This is a genomic window from Rhodococcus sp. NPDC059179 (assembly GCF_042754885.1).
Classification (GTDB): domain Bacteria; phylum Actinomycetota; class Actinomycetes; order Mycobacteriales; family Mycobacteriaceae; genus Rhodococcus_G.
In genome coordinates this window covers 66,811-88,204 of the sequence record NZ_JBHZBV010000006.1, presented here as the reverse complement: position 1 = coordinate 88,204, position 21,394 = coordinate 66,811, and the positions used below count along the sequence as shown (strand labels likewise).

20 protein-coding genes are annotated in these 21,394 nt (G+C 69.1%); 7 read left to right on the top strand and 13 right to left on the bottom strand.

Features of this window, described 5'->3' with window-relative positions:
- Together ACFXMV_RS14385 and ACFXMV_RS14380 are read right to left on the bottom strand one after the other, a co-directional pair.
- On the bottom strand, positions 1-939 hold the full coding sequence (locus tag ACFXMV_RS14385; protein ID WP_378499352.1) for a hypothetical protein: 939 nt from the start codon (positions 937-939) through the stop codon (positions 1-3).
- 15 nt (positions 940-954) lie between these two features.
- Positions 955-1,341, bottom strand: a complete 387-nt coding sequence (locus ACFXMV_RS14380; RefSeq protein WP_378499353.1) for a hypothetical protein — start codon at positions 1,339-1,341, stop codon at positions 955-957.
- 1,096 nt (positions 1,342-2,437) lie between these two features.
- On the opposite strand from ACFXMV_RS14380, the gene ACFXMV_RS14375 reads away from it, so the two are divergent.
- Positions 2,438-3,055 (top strand): FHA domain-containing protein, encoded by a 618-nt coding sequence (locus ACFXMV_RS14375; protein WP_378499354.1) that lies wholly within the window; start codon positions 2,438-2,440, stop codon positions 3,053-3,055.
- 136 nt (positions 3,056-3,191) lie between these two features.
- A complete protein-coding gene (locus tag ACFXMV_RS14370) occupies positions 3,192-3,704 on the top strand; it encodes a hypothetical protein (protein WP_378499355.1) in 513 nt (170 codons plus the stop codon).
- A gap of 80 nt (positions 3,705-3,784) precedes the next feature.
- Here the strand turns inward: ACFXMV_RS14370 and galK are convergent, their stop codons facing one another.
- Both galK and galT read right to left on the bottom strand, forming a co-directional pair.
- Positions 3,785-4,954: a galactokinase gene (galK, locus tag ACFXMV_RS14365; RefSeq protein ID WP_378499360.1), complete on the bottom strand. Its 1,170-nt coding sequence runs from the start codon at positions 4,952-4,954 to the stop codon at positions 3,785-3,787.
- Between the two features lie 17 nt (positions 4,955-4,971).
- Complete coding sequence (gene galT, locus ACFXMV_RS14360) at positions 4,972-6,090, bottom strand: galactose-1-phosphate uridylyltransferase (protein WP_378499356.1); 1,119 nt, start codon at positions 6,088-6,090, stop codon at positions 4,972-4,974.
- A gap of 154 nt (positions 6,091-6,244) precedes the next feature.
- Here galT and ACFXMV_RS14355 point away from each other — a divergent pair, with 154 nt between their 5' ends.
- Positions 6,245-7,066: a DUF5602 domain-containing protein gene (locus ACFXMV_RS14355; RefSeq protein WP_378499357.1), complete on the top strand. Its 822-nt coding sequence runs from the start codon at positions 6,245-6,247 to the stop codon at positions 7,064-7,066.
- 24 nt (positions 7,067-7,090) lie between these two features.
- Here the strand turns inward: ACFXMV_RS14355 and pyrE are convergent, their stop codons facing one another.
- The 5 genes from pyrE to ACFXMV_RS14330 form a co-directional block, all read right to left on the bottom strand.
- A complete protein-coding gene (pyrE, locus tag ACFXMV_RS14350; protein WP_378499358.1) occupies positions 7,091-7,621 on the bottom strand; it encodes an orotate phosphoribosyltransferase in 531 nt (176 codons plus the stop codon).
- A gap of 47 nt (positions 7,622-7,668) precedes the next feature.
- Positions 7,669-8,154, bottom strand: coding sequence for a LemA family protein (locus tag ACFXMV_RS14345; protein WP_378499359.1), 486 nt, complete (start codon positions 8,152-8,154; stop codon positions 7,669-7,671).
- Positions 8,155-8,350: 196 nt separating this feature from the next.
- Positions 8,351-9,145, bottom strand: coding sequence for a hypothetical protein (locus ACFXMV_RS14340; protein WP_378503368.1), 795 nt, complete (start codon positions 9,143-9,145; stop codon positions 8,351-8,353).
- Positions 9,146-9,226: 81 nt separating this feature from the next.
- Positions 9,227-10,186, bottom strand: coding sequence for a DUF5666 domain-containing protein (locus tag ACFXMV_RS14335; RefSeq protein WP_378503367.1), 960 nt, complete (start codon positions 10,184-10,186; stop codon positions 9,227-9,229).
- Between the two features lie 113 nt (positions 10,187-10,299).
- On the bottom strand, positions 10,300-11,037 hold the full coding sequence (locus ACFXMV_RS14330; protein ID WP_378502031.1) for a FadR/GntR family transcriptional regulator: 738 nt from the start codon (positions 11,035-11,037) through the stop codon (positions 10,300-10,302).
- A gap of 299 nt (positions 11,038-11,336) precedes the next feature.
- Here ACFXMV_RS14330 and ACFXMV_RS14325 point away from each other — a divergent pair, with 299 nt between their 5' ends.
- Both ACFXMV_RS14325 and ACFXMV_RS14320 read left to right on the top strand, forming a co-directional pair.
- A complete protein-coding gene (locus tag ACFXMV_RS14325) occupies positions 11,337-12,026 on the top strand; it encodes an MspA family porin (RefSeq protein WP_378503366.1) in 690 nt (229 codons plus the stop codon).
- A 103-nt stretch (positions 12,027-12,129) separates the two neighbouring features.
- Positions 12,130-12,798, top strand: coding sequence for an MspA family porin (locus ACFXMV_RS14320; RefSeq protein ID WP_378503365.1), 669 nt, complete (start codon positions 12,130-12,132; stop codon positions 12,796-12,798).
- Positions 12,799-12,987: 189 nt separating this feature from the next.
- Here the strand turns inward: ACFXMV_RS14320 and clpB are convergent, their stop codons facing one another.
- Complete coding sequence (gene clpB / locus ACFXMV_RS14315; protein WP_378500746.1) at positions 12,988-15,540, bottom strand: ATP-dependent chaperone ClpB; 2,553 nt, start codon at positions 15,538-15,540, stop codon at positions 12,988-12,990.
- Between the two features lie 331 nt (positions 15,541-15,871).
- Between clpB and ACFXMV_RS14310 the strand changes: the two genes are divergently transcribed.
- Positions 15,872-17,158: an MFS transporter gene (locus tag ACFXMV_RS14310; protein ID WP_378500747.1), complete on the top strand. Its 1,287-nt coding sequence runs from the start codon at positions 15,872-15,874 to the stop codon at positions 17,156-17,158.
- A 59-nt stretch (positions 17,159-17,217) separates the two neighbouring features.
- Here ACFXMV_RS14310 and ACFXMV_RS14305 read toward each other — a convergent pair whose 3' ends face one another.
- Positions 17,218-18,795 (bottom strand): AMP-binding protein, encoded by a 1,578-nt coding sequence (locus ACFXMV_RS14305; RefSeq protein WP_378500748.1) that lies wholly within the window; start codon positions 18,793-18,795, stop codon positions 17,218-17,220.
- A 144-nt stretch (positions 18,796-18,939) separates the two neighbouring features.
- Here ACFXMV_RS14305 and ACFXMV_RS14300 point away from each other — a divergent pair, with 144 nt between their 5' ends.
- Positions 18,940-19,695: an FAD-binding oxidoreductase gene (locus ACFXMV_RS14300; protein ID WP_378500749.1), complete on the top strand. Its 756-nt coding sequence runs from the start codon at positions 18,940-18,942 to the stop codon at positions 19,693-19,695.
- Positions 19,696-19,755: 60 nt separating this feature from the next.
- Here ACFXMV_RS14300 and ACFXMV_RS14295 read toward each other — a convergent pair whose 3' ends face one another.
- A complete protein-coding gene (locus ACFXMV_RS14295) occupies positions 19,756-20,589 on the bottom strand; it encodes a mycofactocin-coupled SDR family oxidoreductase (protein ID WP_378500209.1) in 834 nt (277 codons plus the stop codon).
- Positions 20,590-20,591: 2 nt separating this feature from the next.
- Complete coding sequence (locus tag ACFXMV_RS14290; RefSeq protein ID WP_378500217.1) at positions 20,592-21,392, bottom strand: mycofactocin-coupled SDR family oxidoreductase; 801 nt, start codon at positions 21,390-21,392, stop codon at positions 20,592-20,594.
- Positions 21,393-21,394: the final 2 nt, after the last annotated feature.

The window sequence follows — 21,394 nt, the reverse complement described above, 5'->3', positions numbered from 1 at the left end:
TCACTTCCTGTCGGTGTCGCGGAGGGTGGGCTGCGCCGACTGCGTGGGCAGTGTGGGCGCGGCGGGCGCCGTGGGCTGGGCGGGCACCGTTTGCTGGGCGGGCACTGTTTGCTGAGCGGGCTCGACGTCGTTACGCCACCCGCCTTCGGCCAACTCGTCCTCGTCCAACTCGCCTTCGTAGTCTTCCTCGTCCTCGTCCAACTCGTCCTCATCGAGGGGAGTCGGTGTGAGATAGCCGAGGAAGAAGAACCCCACTGCGAAGGCGGCCGCGACGACCAGCCAGCGCTCGGTCGTCGGCACCCACACCCGCAGCGCGGACAGGGTGAACACGAGCACCAGTCCGATGCCGATCCCGGGAGTGAGGAAGCGGAGTCCTCGCCGCCAACGGTTCTGCGGCATCCGATTTCGGGCGATCGCCAGCACCGTGTCGAGCAGCGCGAGAACGGTGAGGAGAGCCAGGGCGAGCCCGAACAGGCCGTAGACGGACATCAGCGAACCGCGCACATCGGTGACCGTCGAAAGGTCCGCGACGACCTCGCCGCCGTCGATCAGCGCCAGCCTGCCGTTGATGAGGCCGGTGGCCTGACCTTCCAGACCGGACAGTTCGAGTGGATACTCGATGGCCTGAGTCTCCCCCGGCCCAACTGTCAGCGAGACCGAGGTGCGATAGGCGAAGAAGCTCAGCCCGAGCACATGGCCGGTGAGGTCGACGGCGCTGAGGTTCACGGGCTCCGCCGAGTCGTTGGTGACCATGATCGCGATGTCGGCCATCCCTCCTGGGTCGAGCCGAACCGGATGGTCCTGGTCCGCGGTGGCGACATCCTGACCGTTGATGGTTGCCGACATTCGCACGCCATCCACCGCCGCGCCCGCGGGTGCCGCCGAGAGTCCGACAATGGCAAGAATCGCGACAAGCACCGCAATCAGCGAGGTCTTCATCAGTACTCCTCAACTTCAGTTGGATACGGGGAGCAGTCGTCGCCGGTAGATCAGCAGCCCCATCGCCAGGAAGAACACGACGATGACCGCGGTGGAGGTGGAGCCGCCAGCCTGGCTGACGAGCACCACATCGAGCGGTGCGGTCAACACCGGTCCGCAGTTCGCGGCCACCTGGTAGCGCCCGACTGCGGTCGGGCCAACCGACAACGGAGCCTCGAACCCACCCGCACCGTCCGCGACAACCGTGCCTGCCGAGGCACCACCAACGGACATCGCGACCGCGGTACCGGGCGGGCATCCCTCCCCGACCGCGGTCAGGCTCTCGCCGGGGGCCACGACGGGGGCGCTGAGCTGCAGCCCCTGCGGGGTCTGCGACTCGGGTTCACCGGCCGCGATGGGCACCGGAGTCGACGTGAGGCTTCCCGGCTTTGGTGTCGGCTGTCCCGGCGCGGGAGTTTGCGGTCCAGGAACGGGGCGTTGTGGATCAACCGGGGCATCCCGCACCGGCGTGCATCTCGGATCCGGCGGCTGACAAATCTCCGGCGGCGGAGGGGGCGGCGGAGGCTCACACCCTGGCGCCAACGGGCACCCGGGCCCCGGCGGAGGGGGCGGCGGCGGAGGAGGAGGCGGCTCACACCCCGGCGCCAATGGGCACCCCGGCCCCGGCGGAGGAGGAGGGCACAGTGAGGGCACCTCCGGACACGTCTGTGGGGGCGGCGGCGGGCACAGTGAGGGCACCTCCGGACACGTCTGCGGCGGCGGCGGGCACGCTGCGGGATTCACCGGGCACGGGCACAGCGAGAGATCCGTTTCACACGATGGCTCCGGCAACGTCTGCTGACAATGCGACGCCGACGGGTCCGTGAAGCAATCCGGCAGCTCCGGAAGCTTGCAGTAGTTGTTCTCCGGACCACACTGCGGCTCGAATTCCTGCTGATACTGCTGCCCCGGCGGAGTCTCGATCGGCGGCACCTCGAAGGGCCCCGGCCCGAATTCCTGCTGATACTGCTGCCCCGGCGGAGGAGGCGGCGGCACCTCGATGGGCCCCGGCCCGATCTGACCCGGCGCGATCCCACCCGGGCCGATCGGCCCGGGCGGGATCGGGAACTGCACCGGTGCGGGGGCCGATGCAGCGGCAACCATCTGCCCCGCGACTTGTGCGACTGCGCCCGGCGCCGTCAGGCCGAACAACCCAACCCATCCGACCGCGATCAACAGGTTCAGGACAGCGAATATCGCCCGACGTTTGCGTGTTGGTCGGGGCATCCGGACCACTTCCTCAGCTCCACGCTCGACTCATCCAGTCTCCCCTCACTGCGAGGGCGGGACAATAGATCCCGCTGGGATCCCCCCCATTCTTGCTGGTAGATCGGCATAAACCAGCCCCCCTAGGGTGGAACGCTCTCACTCCTTCGGCCCACCAGCCACCGATCGGAACTAGAATGGTCAAGCCAAGGGCATTTCGCCAGTGCCCACCGAGGCGCGCATTGGGGTGGCAGTGAGCCAACTGGATGGGCCCCGTCTGAGTTACACCGATGATGACGGGAATCAACGCGAGTTCGCGCTGGTCGAGGACTCTCCGCGGGTCACCGTGGGGCGATCTCGGCAGGCCGACGTCGCCCTGGCGTCGGACCACAACGTCTCACGCCTGCACGCCGCGATCGAGTGGATGGGCACCCACTGGACCATCGTCGACGACGGACTCTCCCGCAACGGCACCTACGTCAACGGCGAACGGCTGACCGGGCGCAGGCGCCTGCAATCGGGCGACAGCATCCGGATCGGATCGTCCGTGCTGACCTTCCACTACGCGCCGGCCAGCGGCGATCTGACGGGGGTAGCCGACTCCATGCCCACCCGCGCCGCGTTGACGCCAGCCCAGCAGGCAATCGTCGTGGAACTCTGCCGGCCCTTCAAGCACAAGGCCGCGTTCGCGAATCCCGCCTCCAATCAGCAGATCGCGGACAAGCTGTTCGTCAGCGTCGAAACGGTGAAAACCCATCTGCGGACGCTGTTCTCGAAGTTCGGCGTCGAGGATCTGCCGCAGAATCAGAAGCGCGCCCAGCTCGCCAAGCGCGCGATGCAGAGCGGCGTCGTCACCGACAAGGACCTCTGACCGGGCACTGCCCACGGACCGCTCGGTTGGTTTCGATACCCTCAAGTGTGAGAGCATGTTCGGCGGCCGACCCGTGACACTTCGGTGCCCGCGTCGCTGCCGGGGGACCTACACATCACACATCGGGGGATTCACAATGAGTATTCGTAGCTTTGCCGTGCGCACGATCGGCGCCGGCACCGTCGCCGCAGCCGCACTCGTCGGCCTGGCAGGCCCGGCCGCAGCCGCGCCCGCACCGGCGCCCATTCTGCACCTGGGCTTCAACGGACCGGCTATGCCGGTACTCGGGCAGAACGCCTTCTGCAACGGTGTCATCGACACCTTCGTCGAGACCGATCCGGCCCGCCCGGGGCTCGCCACCGTGGTGTTCACCTCGCGCGGCATGCACGGGGTCGGCCCGGAGTGGGCCGCCAACCCGGTCTGCCGCATCAAGGCCGACGTCGTGTGGGGCTTCGGCGTACTGGCGAACCAGGTCAAGACCGTCGAGCTCAACTTCGGGGAACGCCCCGGCGAGTCGGTCCGGACCGAGATCAACCCCGGTCCCGGCGTGTCCGGACTGACCATCCAGGCCAGCTACGTGAACCCGTACCTCAACGAGCTCCGGCCGCAGATATCGATGCCGATTTCGGCGTACGCGATCATTCCCTGATCCGCGGCGCTCACCGAGCACCCACCGAGCGGGGGTTCGGCGGCCAGGTTTCGCGTAAAACCTGGCCGCCGGGCCCCCGTTCAGTGCATCAGGGCGACGAGACGGGCCGGGCCCGCGCAGGCGTTCAGGAGCAGGAAGCGCGGTTCGGTCAGGCCGCGGGACCGGGCGGCTCCCCGCACCTCCGCCGCCACGCGCTCCTCCTCACCGGCGTCGATCAGCGCGATCGCCGAGCCACCGAAGCCGCCGCCGGTCATTCGCGCGCCGTACGCCCCGGCCGCGAGCGCCGCGTCCACCGCGCAGTCCAGCTCCGCGCAGGACACCTCATAGTCGTCGCGCAGCGAGGCGTGCGACACCGTCAGCAACGGCCCGAGGTCCCGGTAGCGGCCGGAGTCCATGAGCGACAACACCTCCCGCACCCGTCCGATCTCGGTGACCACGTGCCCAGCACGACGGCGCAACACCGGGTCGGTCAGCGCAGCAACGTCGTCCACGTCACGCAGCGACGATCCCAGCGTGGCCGCCGCCTCCTCCACCGACTTCCGCCGCTGCGCGTACTGGCCGTCGACCAGCCGGTGCGGGGCGCGGGTGTCGATCACCAGCAGCGCCAGCCCCTCCCCCACCAGGTCGAACAGCACCGGGGCGACGCCGCCGTCCCTCGAGTCGACCAGCAGGGCGTGACCGTCCTTGGCGCGCAACGAGACCGCCTGGTCCATGCCGCCGGTCGGAGCCAGCGCGATGTCGTTCTCCGCCCGGACACAGCTACCGGCCAGCGCGGCGCGACCGGCGTCGTCGGACGGCAGCCCGACCAGGTCCGCAAGGGCAAGGGCCAGCGCACATTCGAGCGCCGCAGAGCTCGACAGCCCCGCACCGATCGGTACCGACGACTCGACCGCGACATCGACGCCGCCGAATCCACCGCCCAACAGCCCTTCTCGCTGCATGGCCCACACCACGCCCGCGAGGTAGGCCGCCCAGCCCGACGGGTTGCCCGGCGCGATCTCCTCGATCCGGCCGGCCCACGTGCCCTCACCCGCGCCGGACCGGCACCGCAGCACCCCGTCCCGACGTCGGCCGACCGCGACAACGGTGCTGTGCGGCAACGCGATCGGCAGCGACAGTCCCTGCGCGTAGTCGACGTGCTCACCGATGAGGTTGACCCGCCCCGGAGCCGCCCACACTCCCTCCGGCTCCGCACCGAAATTTCTGCGAAACCGGTCGATGGCATCGGTGGCCAACGCCGAATCCAACATCGGCTCCACCCATTCGCTCACGGCGCGATCTCCCGAAAGCGCGCCGCGATCCGCTCCGGCGTGGTGTCGCTGATCCAGGCCCCCATCCCGGACTCCGACCCGGCGAGGAATTTCATCCGGTGCGGGGACCGCATCAGCGAGAACACCTGCAGGTGCAGCCGGCCCAGCCCGCGGCGCTCCCCCGTCGGCGCCTGATGCCAGCCCGCGATGTACGGAAGCCGCTGCACCCCATCGAAGAATCGGTCGAGGCGGCCCAGGATATCGAGGTAGACGCGCGCCAGCTCGTCCAGCTCGGGCCCCTCCAGCGCGGCGAGGTCGGGGACGTCCCGGTGCGGCGCCAGGTGCAGCTCCACCGGCCACCGTGCGGCGGCAGGCACGTACGCCGTCCAGTGCTCGGCCTCGAGCACGATCCGGCTCCCCGCGCGCCGCTCCGCGTCGAGCACGTCGCGCAGCAACGATCGCCCGGTCCGCTGCAGGTGCCGCTCGGACTGCCGGAGCTGGGCGCGGGCGTGGGCGGGCAGCATCGGGTAGGCGTAGATCTGACCGTGCGGGTGCGCCAGCGTCACGCCGATCTCCTCGCCCCGGTTCTCGAAGCAGTAGACCTGCTCGATGCCCGGCAGCGCCGACAGCGCCCTGGTCCGGTCGGCCAGCGCACCGAGCACCGTGCGCACCCGGCGGACCGGCAGCTCCGCGAAGCTGCGGCCGTGGTCGCTGGTGAAACAGACGACCTCGCAACGCCCGGACGCGGCTCGCTGCGGCCAGAGCTCCTCGCCGTCGACGTGGTCGGTCGGCGGCGCCGACGCACCGGTCGCCAGCGAGGGGAATCGGTTCTCGAAGACGGCGACGTCGTAGTCGTCGGCCGGGATCTCCGTCGGGGCCCGCCCGGGTCCGGTCGGGCACAGGGGGCAGGCGTCGGCTGCGGGCAGGAAGGTGCGGTCCATCCGATGCGAGGCCATCGTCACCCACTCACCGGAGAGCACGTCGTACCGCATGGTCGACTCCACCCGAATCGGCGTCAGCTCCCGGGAGTCGCGCAGTTGCCGGGTCGCCGCTCCGCTGAGGTACGGCTCCGAATCGTCGAAGTAGATCAGCTCTCGGCCGTCGGCGAGCGTCGTCGCAGTCTTCCGGATATCCATCGGATCTCGTCCCGCCCTCACCTGTGTTGGCCGCCGAGCAGATTGTGCCCCACGACGCTGAACACCAGGGCACTGAACACATTCGCGCCCACGGCACGGTGCGACGGCATTAGCATCGGCGGGTACGCGAACACCACGGAAGCCGAGGTGCACGATGCGTCCACACCGCCCGCTGCTGCGCGCCGGACTGATCATCGCGTGCGCGACACTGACGATGGCAGGCGGCACCCGGGCCCCGGCCGACGGACCCACCACCGTCGACGCGGGCACCTTCGACGGCCCGACGGTGCGGATGGGTGACGGCACCGCCCGCGCCTTCGTCACCCTCGACGCCGCTGGCAACCCCACCGAGGTGGGCATGCGGCTGTCAGAGGCGGCGATCAACGGCCTGCCGACGAGCCACGACGGCGTGACGACCTTCGAACTCGACCTTCCCGAGCAGGCGTCCGCGACGGTCTTCGACCACACCACCCTCGACTGGAACGACCACGGGCACGGTCCGAGCGGCATGTTCGACAAGCCGCATTTCGACATGCATTTCTACCTCGCCGACAGGGCCGAGGTGGCCGAGATCGACCCGGCGAGACCGGATTTCGAGGCCAAGGGTGCGCGGCTGCCGGACCCGAGACATCTCCCGCCTGACTACATTCCGCTGCTCGGACCGAAGCTCGTTCCGCAGGCCTCCCCCGCGATGGGGGTGCATTGGATCGACGTGACCGACGGGCTGATCCCGGGCCCCTACCAATTCACCCAGGCCTTCCTCAACGGGACCTGGGACGGCGAGTACACCTTCATGGAACCGATGGTGACCCGCGAGTGGCTGCTGACAAAGCCGAGCACCGTACGGAACATCAAGCAGCCGCAGGCCTATCAGCGCGGCGGCTACCACCCCACCACCTTCGCGGTCTCCTTCGACGACACCGTCGACGAGTACGTCATCACGATGGGCGGCATGGTGGCGCGCCAGCCGTCGTGAGGCCCATCCCTAGAAGCCCAGGTCCTACAGGCCCAGGTCCTCGAGGCCGAGCAGGGACCGGTACTCCACGCCCTCCGCGGCGATGATGGCGTCGGCGCCGGTCGCGCGGTCCACCACGGTCGCAACGCCGACAACGATCGCGCCTGCCTCGCGCAGCGCGCGCACCGCGGTCAGCGGGGAGTTTCCGGTGGTGGTGGTGTCCTCGACGACCAGCACGCGCTTGCCCACGACGTCGGGGCCCTCGATCTGACGCTGCATGCCGTGCGCCTTGGCCGCCTTGCGCACCACGAAGGCGTCGATCGGCCGGCCCTCGGCGTGCATGACCGCCATGGCCACGGGGTCGGCACCCATGGTCAGGCCGCCGACGGAATCGAAGTCCCAGTCCGCGACGAGCTCACGGAGCAGCTTCCCGATCAGCGGTGCGGCCCTGTGGTGCAGCGTCGCGCGGCGCAGGTCCACGTAGTAGTCGGCTTCCTTGCCCGAGGACAGGGTCACCTTCCCGTGCACCACAGCCAGCTCGCGTACGAGCCCTGCGAGCTCCGCCTTCTCCGTCATCTTTCCGCTCCTCTTCGCGTCCACGTTCGACGCCCTAGCGTAGTCGGCTACAAGAGTGCGCCGGGAACACCGGCATCCCGGTCCGCCGGGGCGAGCGCGTCGACCGGACCGACCGGCAGCTCGACCACCGTCGCCTCGAACAGCGGCACCTCGCACCCACCCACCAGCCGCGTGACGAACCCGGACGGGATCGAGCGCACCAGCCGGTTCACCGCGGCGGCGCTGTCGTTGTAGACCCGGGCAGCCCCGATGATCCGCTGCTCGGTCACCTTGAGTTCGAGGGCGGGACGCTGAATCGCCCAGTCATGCTTCACATTCGGGCTGCACTCCACCTCGAACATGAGCCGGTGCAACGCCACCGACAGAGCATTTTCGGACCCCGCCTGCTCGCCGAGGCTCATGCCCTGCTCGCGCAGCGCGACGGCCAGTGATCGAGCGCCGACCAACGGGGACAGGATCTCGGACGGCACCGCCGCGGCCCTGGCCGCCGCGATCAGCTCGGGTGCCTGATCGCACCGTCGTTTGAGTTCCACGTCGAGGAGAGCCCGGCTCGCGGTGAGGTTTCCTTCGAATCGACGTAGACGTCGAGCCACGGACACCGCCCACGCAAGGAGAAGAACAACAGCAACGACCGCCACAACCGTCACAAGAGTCACAGGCGTGCAATCTACTCACACGCCGAGTTGCCCGCGCACCGGGTCCACCCTCGGAGCGCGTGCCGCCCTCGAATCAGCCGCGCGGGTCGTCCTCGGTGTCGTACTCGTGCGGGTACGGGCGTCCGGGATCGTGATTTACGGTGCGCGCCAGCGGAACAACGTTGGGCGCCTCGAACTCGTCGTCGTCCTGCGGCGGATACGGCGAACGCTCCCAATCCGGCACCTCGCGGGCGACCGGCGGCGCTTCGGGTGTCGAATCGAGGACCGGTGGCAGTACGTGCAGGATGCCGGAGAGCCGGGCAACGGCGTCGATCGCGGCGTCCCACTCGCGGCCGTTACTGGTGACGGGCAGCGAACCGAGCGTCCACTCCCCCTCGCTCCACAACATCTGGACATGCGGCGGAACCGACTCCGTGAAGTGCACCATCCGCTGATCGCAAACCCGTCGGGCGATCTCCAGGTCGGTGGCGAACACCACCCGCGGACCGATCGAGCCGAGCAGGTTCATGTCCGCATCCTTCGGCGGCGGCGTCGACCGGAGCCGGAGATCGATGTCCACGTCGGACCCGACGGTGCGCCGGACCGCGACGATCGTCGTCGTCTCCTCGAGGTCGAACAGCACGAAGTTCTCGCCGCGCCGGATGCCGTGCACCACGTCGACGGCACCGAGGTACTCCTGCTTGGCCAGCGCGGCCCGGTGCCAAGTCGACGGCAGCTGCTCATCCGACTCGTTGTAGGTGTAGCCCTGCGCCTTCGCCCAGATCTGCCGGACGCGACCGAACTGGTCGCGCCTGCTGCGATCGATGGACAGGAGCGCGATCGCGCCCACGAGCGCGATCGCTGAGAGTCCGAACCAGATAAGCGTCATCGCCAGTCACAATATCGACTGAACGGTCCCCGCGCGGCACTCGGCTCGCACGGGGACCGATTCATTTGCCGAAACCCGCCGTCAGTTTCCGAAGTTGCCGAGGTCTGGGATCGTCGTGTTCACGATCAGCTTTGCCGTGACGGACCCGTCCTGCGCCTTCTCACCCTGCACGACGACGGTGTCGCCGGCCTTGAGGTCGCCGACCTTCGCGCCGCTGAGCGAGATCACCTTGGTGGACTCGTTGGTGACGACCGTGACCGCGGAGCCGCCGATTCCATCGAGGATCAGCGTGGATCCGTCGTTGGAGGCGATCGTCCCGACCGCGGCGCCCGCCGCGCCGATGACCTCCCCGACACCGCCCGGGATCTGCGACAGGTCCGGGCCGGTGGTCGCAGGCGGTTCGGTGGTGCGCGGCGGCGTGTTGGTCGGCCGGGGCAGGGTCCGGGTGCTGGTCGCAGGCCCGGAGGCGCTGCTCGGCGAGTCCGGGCCGCCGCCGATCAGCATCACGCCGAGACCGACGACCGCCGCGAGCAGCAGTCCCGCCACGACCAGGGCGACCGCGAGCACCCCCTTGCCGGGACCCTTCTTCTGGCCCCCGTCAAGGTAGGGCGACGCGCCTGCGGGCGGCTGTGCCGGCGGCTGGTTCGGGTCGTACCCCTGATACGTCGGATACGCCTGCGTCGCGTTCGGCGGCTGATTCGGGTCGTACCCCTGATACGTCGGATACGCCTGCGTCGCGTTCGGCGGCTGATTCGGGTCGTACCCCTGATAGGTCGGATACGCCTGCGTCGCGTTCGGCGGGACCTGGCCATACGCCTGATACGGATCCGCGGTGTATTGCGGCGCCGACGGTTCGACCGGCCTGTCGAACTGCTGCGTGGGCTGATCGGCGCTGCGGGCCCAGACCTCGGTCGGCTGGTCCGCCGCGGCGCCCTCCGCCGTCGGCGCCCACGCCGCAGTCGGGTCCGGTCCTGCCTCGAACGGCTCGGTGCCGTCGGGGGTGCGCTCCTGCGGTGTTCGCGGGTCGTCCGGATTGCTCATGTCTCGGGCCTGCTCTCTGCACGGGCGATCCTGGTGATCGAAGCCACTGGTCAATTCAGTCCGACCCGCCAGGATAGAGGCGGAACCTGAGACCGCGCTGAAGGCAGCTGTGGCTACCGCATCACATTCCAGGCGATGGGTCGCGACAGTTCGGAGGGAAAGTTCTTTCGCAGGTAGGACGTCCATTGCGCGGCGTGCGCGCGCATCGCCTCCTCCGCCGCGTCCGGATCACCGTCCGCGATCGCCGTGAGAATCGCGGCGTCCGCCTCGAGCACCCTGCCCCGCAGGCGCCGCGGATATGCCACCCCCAGCCCGGCCCCGACGAAGACTCCATCCATCGCATCGATGAGATAGCCGAACAGCGCGTTGCCCGACGCCCACGCGATGGTGTTGTGAAAGCGGCGGTTCGCAGCCAGGAACGCCTCGAGATCGTCGAGGTGCTCCTCCATCGCGCGGACCGATTCCGCCAGGTCGAGACGGTGCTCCTCAGTTCGGTTCTGGGCGGCCATCCGCGCCATCAACGGCTCGAGGCCGACCCGCGCCTCGACGACCGTGCCGAAGGGCGATTCCTCGAACTGCAGCAACAGGCCCAGACCGGTCATCAGGTGGGAGCCATCGGGCTTCTGCACGGTCGGCCCCCCGCCGGGCCCTGGCTTGATCGAGAGGGCGCCGGACAGCTCCAGGTATCGGAGGGATTCGCGCAGCGTGCCCCTGCCGACCTGGTACTGCTCGAGCATCACCCGCTCGGGCGGCAGCCGGTCGCCGGGCCGAAGGCCCTCTCGCTCGATGTCCGCAATAATCCTCCTGGCGATGATCATCGCCGTCTTCTGCGGACGATCCGTCCTGTCCATCACCATCACTCTGCCCCCTGCACGACCAGCCCCTCCCGTGTACATCCCGGGCCGCCGAATCTTACAGATGATTCGCAGGATTGGTGCCCCAATCTGGGCAGATGCCTTGGGTCGCTTCGAATCCCGGTCAGTGAGACCTTTGAGTGTGAGATGAGTCTCATTTCTACCCTTGTGTGGTCCATTGCATTCAATCGAATGATGCGGATAGTTTCTTGCCCAGCGTCCGGAAGCCAGGCTCACGATCCTGACCGGACCATCATGCGATGGCACACCCGCCGACCACCTCTCGAGGGGAACGAATGAGCAAGATCCGCAAGTCAGGCCTGCGCACCAGCACACACCGCGTCCGCGCAACATGTTTCAGCGCCGGCGTCGGCGCTGCTGTCGTGGCGATCGGCCTGATGTCGACCGGTGCGGCTCACGCCGACACCTTCGTGCCGCTGCCCGACGGGCAGAAGGCCGGACCGGGCGCGGTCGTCTCCCGCACCGGCGAGAGCGCGCTGATCTCGCCGTCGCTCGCCGCCAACGGCGCCGGACGCGTGGCGTGGGTCTCGGGCACCGTCACCGCGGACGTCAAGGGCATCACCAAGGAAGGCGAGGCAGGCCCGTTCAACGCCGCGGCGAACACCCCCGGCACCAACAACTCCTCCACGCACGGGGTCTCCCGGATCAGCACCGGCTACATCGTCGGCTGCCAGGTCGACATCACCGGCCTCGGCGGCTCCATCGGCGGCGGCATCAGCCTGGACGGTCCGTCGATCTCGGGTTCGCTGACCGTCCCGCTCTCGGCGGGTCAGGTCAAGTTCGTGAACGTCGCGGGCAAGGACATGAAGAAGAACGGCAAGTACTCCGTCCAGTACCAGGACACCCAGATCGAGATCCAGAACTGCGGCGGGTTCGCCCAGGCCCGCTCCTACACGGTGGTCGAGATCGTCGGCAACGACTACTCCAAGACCACCCTGTACGGCCAGCCCTTCAGCATCGGCTAGCGAGGCGGCTGCGCCGCCCGTGCGCGAATTTCACCCCCACTGGGTACAAATCGCGCACAGTCCACACCTTGAACTTGAAACCTGAACCCTCAAAGGGGAATTCATGAACGCCAGCAAGACCGGCCTGCGCCGCGGGCTGCAGACCGCCGCCGTCGGCGCCACCGCCGCCATCGCTCTCGGCTTCTTCTCCGCAGGTGCGGCCAGCGCCGACACCTTCGTACCGCTGCCCGACGGCTCGATCACCGAGACCCTCGTCGACGGCACCGTCGTCAAGCTCACCCGCACCGGCGAGTCCGCGAACATCTCGCCGTCGATGGGCTCGACCCCGTTGCACCGCAACGTGTGGGTCTCCGGCTCCACCAAGGTCGAGGTCTCCGGCGGCGGCAGCGGCACCATCCAGCCCGGCTACATCGTCGCCTGCCAGCTCACCCTCGGCGGAAAGGCCGGCGGTGGCGCCGGTCTGAAGGCCGATATGGCGAAGGAAACGATCAAGCCGTCCGCCGAGACCACGGGCAGTGTGACCATCGGCCCGGGCCAGGCCGTGGACTACAAGATCCTCGACCTCGAGGTCGCCGACATGTTCGGCGCCGAGCAGCACCGGGCGGCCAACCCCTACAAGGGCAGCGGCAGCGTCACCTGGGCCGACTCCACCCTCGGGGTGAGCGGCTGCGCCGGCTACGCCCAGGCCCGCTCGTACGTCAAGGTCACCGTCAACACCGCCAACGTGACCAGCAACGTCACCCTGTGGGGACAGCCCTTCAGCATCGGCTGATTCCACCCGGATCACACCTGGCCATCCGGTCGCGCCCCTCACGCGGCCGAATCCAGGTGGTGCCGCGTCGTCGGTGCCGCGGTTCGTGGTCTGCCCCCCGGCCCACGAATCACGGCACTCACGACCGGCAACAACGCAACTGTGCGCGAGGTTCTCTTCGAACCTCGCGCACAGTTGTGTGTCACGCGCCTATCCCAGTACCAGCGAATCGCCGTCGACCGAGACGTTCACCGGCACGGCGTCGCCGTCGTGGATCTCCCCGGCCAGCAACAGCTTCGCGAGCTGATCGCCGATCGCCTGCTGGATCAGCCTGCGCAGCGGCCGCGCACCGTACAGCGGGTCGTATCCGCGATGCGCCAGCCACTCCTTCGCGGGTCCCGACACCTCGAGGCTCAGCCTGCGGGCCGCGAGCCGCTTCGCCAACTGCCCGAGTTGGATGTCCACGATCGATTCCAGTTGTAGCTCCGAGAGCGGGTCGAAGATCACCACGTCATCGAGCCGGTTGATGAACTCCGGCTTGAACGAACGGCGCACCGCCTCCATCACCTGCTCCCGCGAGCCACCAGCCCCCAGGTTCGAGGTGAGGATCAGGATGGTGTTGCGGAAGTCGACCGTTCGGCCCTGGCCGTCCGTCAGGCGACCCTCGTCGAGCACCGCCAGCAGGATGTCGAACACATCCGGGTGCGCCTTCTCGACCTCGTCGAACAGCACCACCGTGTACGGCCGCCTCCGGACCGCCTCGGTGAGCTGACCACCCTGGTCGTAGCCGACGTATCCCGGCGGCGCACCGACCAGCCGCGCCACCGCGTGCTTCTCGCTGTACTCGCTCATGTCGATCCGGACCATCGCCCGCTCGTCGTCGAACAGGAAGTCCGCCAACGCCTTCGCCAACTCGGTCTTGCCGACGCCGGTGGGGCCGAGGAACAGGAACGAGCCGGTCGGCCGGTTCGGGTCGGCGACCCCGGCCCGCGCCCGGCGCACCGCGTCGGACACCGCCACAACGGCCTCCTGCTGCCCGACGACCCGCTTGCCCAGCTCCGACTCCATCCGGAGCAGCTTGGCGGTCTCGCCCTCCATCATCCGGCCCGCCGGGATGCCGGTCCACGCCGCGACCACGTCCGCGACGTCGTCCGGCCCTACCTCCTCCTTGAGCATCACATCGCCGTCGCTGGCGCCGCCGGACGCGTCGACCGCGGCCTCGAGCTTGCGCTCCAGCTCGGGGATCCGGCCGTACCGCAGCTCGGCTGCCTTGCCCAGGTCGCCGTCCCGCTCGGCCCGATCCGACTCGCCGCGAAGCGATTCGAGCTGTTCCTTGATCTCGCGGACCGAGTCGATGGCCTGCTTCTCGTTCTGCCACCTGGTGCTGAGCTGGCCCAGCTTCTCGCGGTCGTCGGCCAGTTCCTGGCGCAGCTTGACCAGCCTGGCCTTTGACCCCTCGTCGGTCTCCTTCTCGAGCGCCATCTCCTCGATCTCCAGCCGCCGCACCGTGCGCTCGACCTCGTCGATCTCGACCGGGCGGGAGTCGATCTCCATGCGCAGCCGCGACGCGGCCTCGTCGACCAGGTCGATCGCCTTGTCCGGCAGGAACCGGGAGGTGATGTAGCGGTCCGAGAGTGTCGCGGCCGCAACGAGAGCCGAATCGGTGATGCGGACACCGTGATGCACCTCGTAGCGCTCCTTGAGGCCACGCAGGATGCCGACGGTGTCCTCCACCGACGGTTCCCCGACGAGCACCTGCTGGAAGCGTCGCTCCAGGGCGGCGTCCTTCTCGATGTACTTGCGGTACTCCTCGAGGGTGGTGGCGCCGACCATCCGCAGCTCGCCGCGGGCGAGCATCGGCTTGATCATGTTGCCCGCGTCCATGGCGGACTCGCCGGTCGCGCCCGCGCCGACGATCGTGTGCAGCTCGTCGATGAAGGTGATCACCTGGCCGGCCGAGTTCTTGATGTCGTCGAGGACCGCCTTGAGCCGCTCCTCGAACTCGCCGCGGAACTTGGCGCCCGCGACCATCGAACCGAGGTCGAGGGAGACAACCGTCTTGCCACGCAACGATTCCGGAACGTCGCCCGCGACGATCCGCTGGGCGAGGCCCTCGACGATGGCCGTCTTGCCGACGCCGGGCTCGCCGATGAGCACCGGGTTGTTCTTGGTGCGCCTGCTGAGAACCTGCACGACGCGGCGGATCTCGGTGTCGCGGCCGATGACGGGGTCGAGCTTGCCCGCCCTGGCCGCCGCGGTGAGATCGGTGCTGTACTTCTCCAGCGCCTGGTAGGTGCCCTCGGGGTCTGGGCTGGTCACCCTCGCGCTGCCACGCACCGCGGTGAACGCGTCCCGCAGCGCCTGCGGGGTGGCACCGTGCCCGACAAGGAGTTTCGCGACGTCCGAATCGTTCGACGCCAACCCGACCAGCACGTGCTCGGTGGAGACGTACTCGTCGTCGAGCTCCGTGGCCAGGTGCTGGGCGGCGGTGAGCGCGGCGAGCGCCTCACGGCCGAGTTGCGGCGTCGTGGTGGCGCCCGTCGTCTGCGGCAGCCGGTCCACCATCGCCTGCGCCTCGCGGTGCACGACGGTCGGGTCGACGCCCACGGCCTTGAGCAGCGGTGCGGCGATGCCGTCGGTCTGGTCGAGCAGTGCGGCGAGCAGGTGTGCCGGGCGGATGTCCGGGTTGCCCGCGGCGGAAGCAGACTGCAGCGCTGCGGTCAGCGCCGCCTGAGTCTTGGTGGTCGGAGAGAACGAGTCCACTGAGTCACTCCTTCGGAAGACGTCGGTCGTTGCCGTCGAGCCTAGGTTCGGCACGGGGCGTTGTCATACGGACCAACACACGAAGGGTTGAGTCTGTTCCACTCAACTCTGGGGATTTCGACACCCTGGTCCTACGCCCTCGTAATCGTGGTCGGGTCGGGTCGGGACCGGCGACGAGGCAATTTGACCGCCTAGCACGCCCATCCGTAACTTCATGAGCGCACACAGTTATGTCGGGGCGAATCTCGCCCTAGTCATTGGGTTCGAGCATCGGCGGTGTCGGCGGGACGGCGATGCACCGCTTCGGCGTGTCTCGACCAGGAGAACTGTGTTGCTCGAAACCACTCCATCCGACACCACCCCGTCATCCGCGGGCGGATCCTTCACCCACCTCTACCGACAGGCCGGTCCGGCGTTCTTCCCGATCGGGGTCCTGGCCCGGCTACCGTTCGCGATGCTCACCCTCGGCATCAGCAGTTACGTTGCGTTCGTTCGTGATTCCTACGCCCAGGGTGGGTTGGCCGCTGGCAGCTACGCGCTCGGCGCGGCGGTGGGTGCCGCGCTCGCGGGGGCCTGCGCGGACCGCTACGGCCAGCGTCGCGTGATTCCGCCTCTCGTGGTGGCCAACTCGGTGCTGATCGCGGCGGTCCTCTTCGCCGCACACGGCGCCCTGCCGTTGCTGCTCGTGGTGTCCGCGTTGTGCGGCCTCACCATCCCGCCGGTCGGCCCCTTCTCCCGCGTGCGGTGGGCGGCCCTCGTGCACGCCGGGGTTCCCCGTGCCGCACGAGACCGGGTGCAGGGCGCAGCCTTCGGCTACGAGACGCTTGCCGACGAGATGACCTTCGTCTTCGGGCCGGCGATCGTCGGCCTGCTCGCCCAGACCGGTGCCGACACCCCGCTGATCGCATGCACGGCGATCACCCTCGTGTTCGGTCTGATGTTCGCGCGGCACCGGACGTCCGGCGCGGTGTGGGATCCGGCGTCCGTGACGTCGGCGGGCGCGGCCCCGCTCCGGGCGTTCCTGCGGACCGATCGCACGACTCTCGTCGCCACCATGTTGCTGGTCGGGGCGCTGCTCGGCGCGCTGATGAACACCGTGGTCGCCTTCGCCGGTGAACACGGCAGCCTCTCCGATGCCGGCCTGATCTACGCCGGGTTCGGCATCGGGTCGGGCGCGGCATCGATCGCGGTGGGGTGGATGCGCGGGCGGACGGGGCCACACCTGCGCATGGTCCTTGCCGCGATCTGGGCGGTCGCGGTGTGTGCGGCGCTGCCCTGGATTCAGGACGGCCGACTGGTCGCCGGTGCGCTCACGCTGGTGGGGTTGGGCATCGGCCCGATCATTGTGACGGTGTACGAGCTCGCGGCGGCGCACACGCCGGCGGGCCGCCTGACGTTGCACATGACGATGCTGTCCAGCGCGCTGATCGCGGGCACCGCGCTTGGCGCGCCGATGGCCGGCGCCCTCGCCGAGTCGAGCGGCGCGGCAACGGGATTCCGCGGCGTTCTGGCGGTCTCGGCGCTGGTGATGGCCCTCGCGGTCGCCTCACACGTCGCGGCGCGCGGGGTCGCCGCCCGTGCCCCGCAGGAGACACCCGACGATTGCCTCGTCGACTGAGGCCCTGTGCGCCTTTCTGGTAGCGCGCGCTACCAGAAAGGCGCACGGGTGCGGAGCGCCTACACCGCGCGCGCCGCACCCTCCCAGTAGCGCGCCCGCAGCGTCTTCTTGTCCAGCTTGCCCAGCGGGGTCAGCGGCAGCGCGTCGACGAAATCGATCGACTTCGGCGCGTGCACCGCGCCCTTCGCGGCCTTCACCCGCTCTACCAGCTCGGCGACCTCCACCGTCGCGCCCTCGCGCAGCACCACGCAGGCCTTGACGGCCTCGCCCCACTTCTCGTCCGGCACACCGACAACCGCGACCGACGCGACCGCGGGGTGACCGGAGATGACGTCCTCGATCTCCCGGGGGAAGACGTTGAAGCCGCCGGTGATGATCATGTCCTTCTTGCGATCGACGATGAACAGGAAGCCGTCCTTGTCCGCACGGGCGATGTCGCCGGTGTGCAACCAGCCGCCGCGCAGCGCCTCCGCCGTCTCGGCAGGCTTCTTCCAGTAGCCCTGCATCACCAGCGGACCGCGGACGCAGATCTCACCGAGCTCGCCCCGCGGCACCTCGTTCAGGTCCTCGTCGAGCAGTCGCACGTCGAGCCACGGCACCGGACGCCCGCACGACGCCAGGCGCTCCAGGTCGTCGGTCAGGTGCTCCTCCTTGCGCAGCACCGAGATCGTCATCCCGCACTCACTCTGGCCGAAGTACTGAAAGAAGATCGGGCCGAGCTTCTCGATGCCCTCGACCAGCCGCGCGGGCGACATGGCGGCCGCGCCGTAGTACAGCGTCTGCAGGCTGGAGAGGTCCCGCTTGGCCAGGTCCGGGTGGTCGAGCAGCATGTAGATCATCGTGGGAACGAGCATCGTCACGGTGATCTTGTGCTTCTCGATCGCCTCGAGGACGGCGCCCGGCTCGAAAGCGGGCAGCACCACCAGCGAGCCGCCTCGCATCAGCGTCGGCACGAAGAACGCCATGCCCGCGTGCGAGAGCGGGGTGCAGGCGAGGAAGCGCATCTCGTCCGGCCACTGCCACTCGGCCATCTGGATCTGCGGCAGCGTCACGCCCGACTGGAAGGTGTTGATCACGCCCTTGGGCTTGCCGGTGGTACCGCCGGTGTAGACGATGCTGCTCGCGTCGGTGCCGGACACTCTCGCGGCGACCAACCGCTCGGGGACGAAGTCCCCCACCAGTGCCAGCAGGTCGACGCCGACCTCCGACGGACCGAGCGAGAACAGGTTCTTCAGCGAGGGCAGCGACGCCTTGAGCTCCGCCGCGCGCCCCTCGAACGCGGTGGGATCGAAGATCAGCGTCTCGATCTCGGAGTCCTCGAGGATGTAGCGGTGATCGTCGAGCGATCCCATCGGTGCCAGCGCGGTGTTGCGGCAGCCGAGGATCATCGTGGACCCGACGCTGATGAGCACCTCGGGACGGTTCTTCGAGAGCATCGCGACCGTGGAGCCCGTACCGATTCCGAGAGACTGCAGCGCCTGCACGAAGCAGCTGATCTGGTCGCGCATCTGTCCGCCGGTGAGCACCACGTCGCCGAGGTAGAGGGCGGGCCGGTCCGCGTTGCGCTCCAGCGCGGTGATCAGCAGGTCCGCCGTGTACTGCGGGCGGTGCAGGTCGGCGAGCTCATCGGTGGTCATTTCTTCTCCGCTCTGACTGGGGGTCACGGCTGGCGGGCCGCGGCCGTGCACGTGGCACGCCTCACATTAGAACGCAAACTGACACATGTTCTAGTGGCAATTGCATTTGTGCAGGTGCCAACCCCGTCGCGATACCCTCTGAGCATGCAGAACCAGGGCGTCGAACAGCAGGTGTGGACCGCGACGGTGGTGGAGCACCACCGGCTGCGCACCGATCTCGCGGTGGTGCGACTGGAGGGCGAGTTCGTCCCCTTCGCCGCGGGACAGTCGGTGTCGGTGACCGTGCCGCAGAACCCGCGGGTGTCGCGGCGCTACTCGCCGGCCCTCCCGCCCTCGCTCGACGGCAAGCTCGAGTTCCACGTCAGGACGGTCCCCGCCGGCTGGATCAGCGGCGCGATCGTCGGCGACACCGCCCCGGGGGACCAGTGGCAGATCAGCGAGCCGAGCGGCCGCCTGACGGTGGACGATTCCGGTCGGGACGTGGTGATGGTCGCGGGCGGCACCGGGCTGGCGCCGTTCCGCTCGATCCTGCTGGAGCTCGCACGACGCCCGCAGCCGCCGCGGGTGTACCTGTTCATCGGCGGCCGTCATCCCCGCGACCTCTACGGCTCCGACATGCTGTGGATCCTGGCGCAGCAACTTGACTGGCTGACCGTGGTCCCGGTCGTCGAGAACGTGCAGGACCCCGAGTGGGCCGACGAGTGGTACGACCGCACCCGGGTCGACATCGGCTACGGACCCGACGACATCATCGCGGGCACGCTGGCCGAGGTCGTCAGCTCGTACGGCGCCTACACCGACCACCAGGTGCTGGTCTGCGGCTCGCCCGCCATGGTGCGCTTCACCCTGCGTGCACTCATCGACAGCGGAACCCCGGCCGGCGCAATCCAGTTCGAATAGGCGCTTCGCACCCGTGCGCGGTTAGCGGGTCCAGGGACCCCTCAACCGCGCACGGGTGCGTCAGCGCATTGTGCTGCCCGCGTCCACGGGGAGGGACACCGCGGTGATGTAGCGGGCCTCGTCGGACGCCAGGAACAGCGCGGCGTTCGCCACGTCCACCGGCTCCACCCACGGGATCGCGAGCATGTTCATGGTCACCGCCGAATCGGCGAACTCCTCGCGCGTCGGCGGACGGTCCAGGTCGGGGCGGAACTTCGCGCGCACCGCGTCGTTCTGGATCATCGGGGTGTCCACGTTGGTGGGGTGCACGGTGTTGACCCGAACCCCGTGCGGCGCCAATTCCTTTGCCATCGACCGCATCAGCCCGACGACGCCGTGCTTGGCGGCCGTGTAGTGCGCGACGCCGACCAGTCCGCGCAGCCCGGCGATCGAGCTGGTCAGGATCATCGCCCCGCCGCCCCGCTCGATCAGGTGCGGCGCGGACACCGCGCAGGTCTGCCACACCCCGGTGAGGTTGACGTCGAGCATGGTGTTCCAGGCCTGCTCGGTGAGCTCGAGCGCGGGGGCGGCGCTGGTGATACCGGCTGTCGCGCACACGATGTCGAGGCCGCCGAACGTCGCGACGCCCGCGTCCACCGCCGCCCCCAGTGCCGCCCGGTCGCGCACATCGATCTCGAAAGTCTCTATTCGCCTGCCGGTTTCGCGGACCAGTGCCTCGGTCTCGGCGAGGTCGGCCGCACTCGACGGCGGGGTGACCACGGACTCGACGGGGCCGCACAGGTCGACGGCGATCACGTCCGCGCCCTCCTGTGCGAACCGCAGCGCCTGAGCGCGTCCGATTCCCCGTGCCGCGCCGGTGACCAGCGCAACCTTGCCTGCTACCCGTCCGCTCATCGTCATACCTTCTGCGTCAGGCCGGCGTCGACCACCAGCTGGGTTCCGGTGATGTACCGGGCGTCGTCGGACACCAGGAACAGCAGGGCGTTGCTCACATCCTCGGACTCCACCCACGGCACCGGCAGCAGGTGGTTGCGCGCGAGCACCTTCATCACGTCCTCGGCGGTGGGGTTCTCCAGGTCCGGCCGCAACCGGGCGAACGTCGCGGGGTTCAGCGTCATCGCGGTACCGACCGCGCCCGGCAGCAGGGCATTGACGCGAATCGACCTCGGCCCCAGCTCGTTTGCCAGGGTGCGCATGAGCCCGATCACCGCATGCTTGCTCGCCGAGTAGTGCGCGGCCCCGGCCACGGCCTTGATGCCTGCCGTCGAGCTGACGATGACGACCGACCCGCCGTCCGCGCCGATCGACGGCACCGCGGCCTTCACCGTGTGCCACACCCCGGTGAGGTTGACGTCGAGCGAACGACGCCACACCGGCTCGTCGATGGTCCAGGCCGGCCCAGGGTTGTCGCACACGCCTGCGTTCGCGACCACGACATCGAGCCGGCCCAGCTCCGCCACGCCCAGGTCCACACCCGCCTGCACGGCGGCGAGGTCGCGCACGTCCGCGCCCGCGACCACCACACGGCGACCGAGTTCGCCCACCAGGCGGGCGGTTTCGGCCAGCTCGGCAGCCGCGCCCGGCAGGTCGAGCGCGATGATGTCCGCGCCCTCCGCGGCCAGTCGCACGGCGTGGGCACGGCCCATGCCGTTCGCAGCACCGGTGATGACCGCGACCTTGCCCGCCATACGACGCATGC

Excerpts from the sequence above, each read along its gene's own strand:
- ACFXMV_RS14385 (WP_378499352.1), bottom strand. The coding sequence starts at position 939 with ATGAAGACCTCGCTGATTGCGGTGCTTGTCGCGATTCTTGCCATTGTC.
- ACFXMV_RS14370 (WP_378499355.1), top strand. The coding sequence starts at position 3,192 with ATGAGTATTCGTAGCTTTGCCGTGCGCACGATCGGCGCCGGCACCGTC.
- galK (WP_378499360.1), bottom strand. The coding sequence starts at position 4,954 with ATGTTGGATTCGGCGTTGGCCACCGATGCCATCGACCGGTTTCGCAGA.
- galT (WP_378499356.1), bottom strand. The coding sequence starts at position 6,090 with ATGGATATCCGGAAGACTGCGACGACGCTCGCCGACGGCCGAGAGCTG.
- ACFXMV_RS14355 (WP_378499357.1), top strand. The coding sequence starts at position 6,245 with ATGCGTCCACACCGCCCGCTGCTGCGCGCCGGACTGATCATCGCGTGC.
- pyrE (WP_378499358.1), bottom strand. The coding sequence starts at position 7,621 with ATGACGGAGAAGGCGGAGCTCGCAGGGCTCGTACGCGAGCTGGCTGTG.
- ACFXMV_RS14340 (WP_378503368.1), bottom strand. The coding sequence starts at position 9,145 with ATGACGCTTATCTGGTTCGGACTCTCAGCGATCGCGCTCGTGGGCGCG.
- ACFXMV_RS14335 (WP_378503367.1), bottom strand. The coding sequence starts at position 10,186 with ATGAGCAATCCGGACGACCCGCGAACACCGCAGGAGCGCACCCCCGAC.
- ACFXMV_RS14330 (WP_378502031.1), bottom strand. The coding sequence starts at position 11,037 with ATGGACAGGACGGATCGTCCGCAGAAGACGGCGATGATCATCGCCAGG.
- ACFXMV_RS14325 (WP_378503366.1), top strand. The coding sequence starts at position 11,337 with ATGAGCAAGATCCGCAAGTCAGGCCTGCGCACCAGCACACACCGCGTC.
- ACFXMV_RS14320 (WP_378503365.1), top strand. The coding sequence starts at position 12,130 with ATGAACGCCAGCAAGACCGGCCTGCGCCGCGGGCTGCAGACCGCCGCC.
- ACFXMV_RS14305 (WP_378500748.1), bottom strand. The coding sequence starts at position 18,795 with ATGACCACCGATGAGCTCGCCGACCTGCACCGCCCGCAGTACACGGCG.
- ACFXMV_RS14300 (WP_378500749.1), top strand. The coding sequence starts at position 18,940 with ATGCAGAACCAGGGCGTCGAACAGCAGGTGTGGACCGCGACGGTGGTG.
- ACFXMV_RS14295 (WP_378500209.1), bottom strand. The coding sequence starts at position 20,589 with ATGAGCGGACGGGTAGCAGGCAAGGTTGCGCTGGTCACCGGCGCGGCA.
- ACFXMV_RS14290 (WP_378500217.1), bottom strand. The coding sequence starts at position 21,392 with ATGCGTCGTATGGCGGGCAAGGTCGCGGTCATCACCGGTGCTGCGAAC.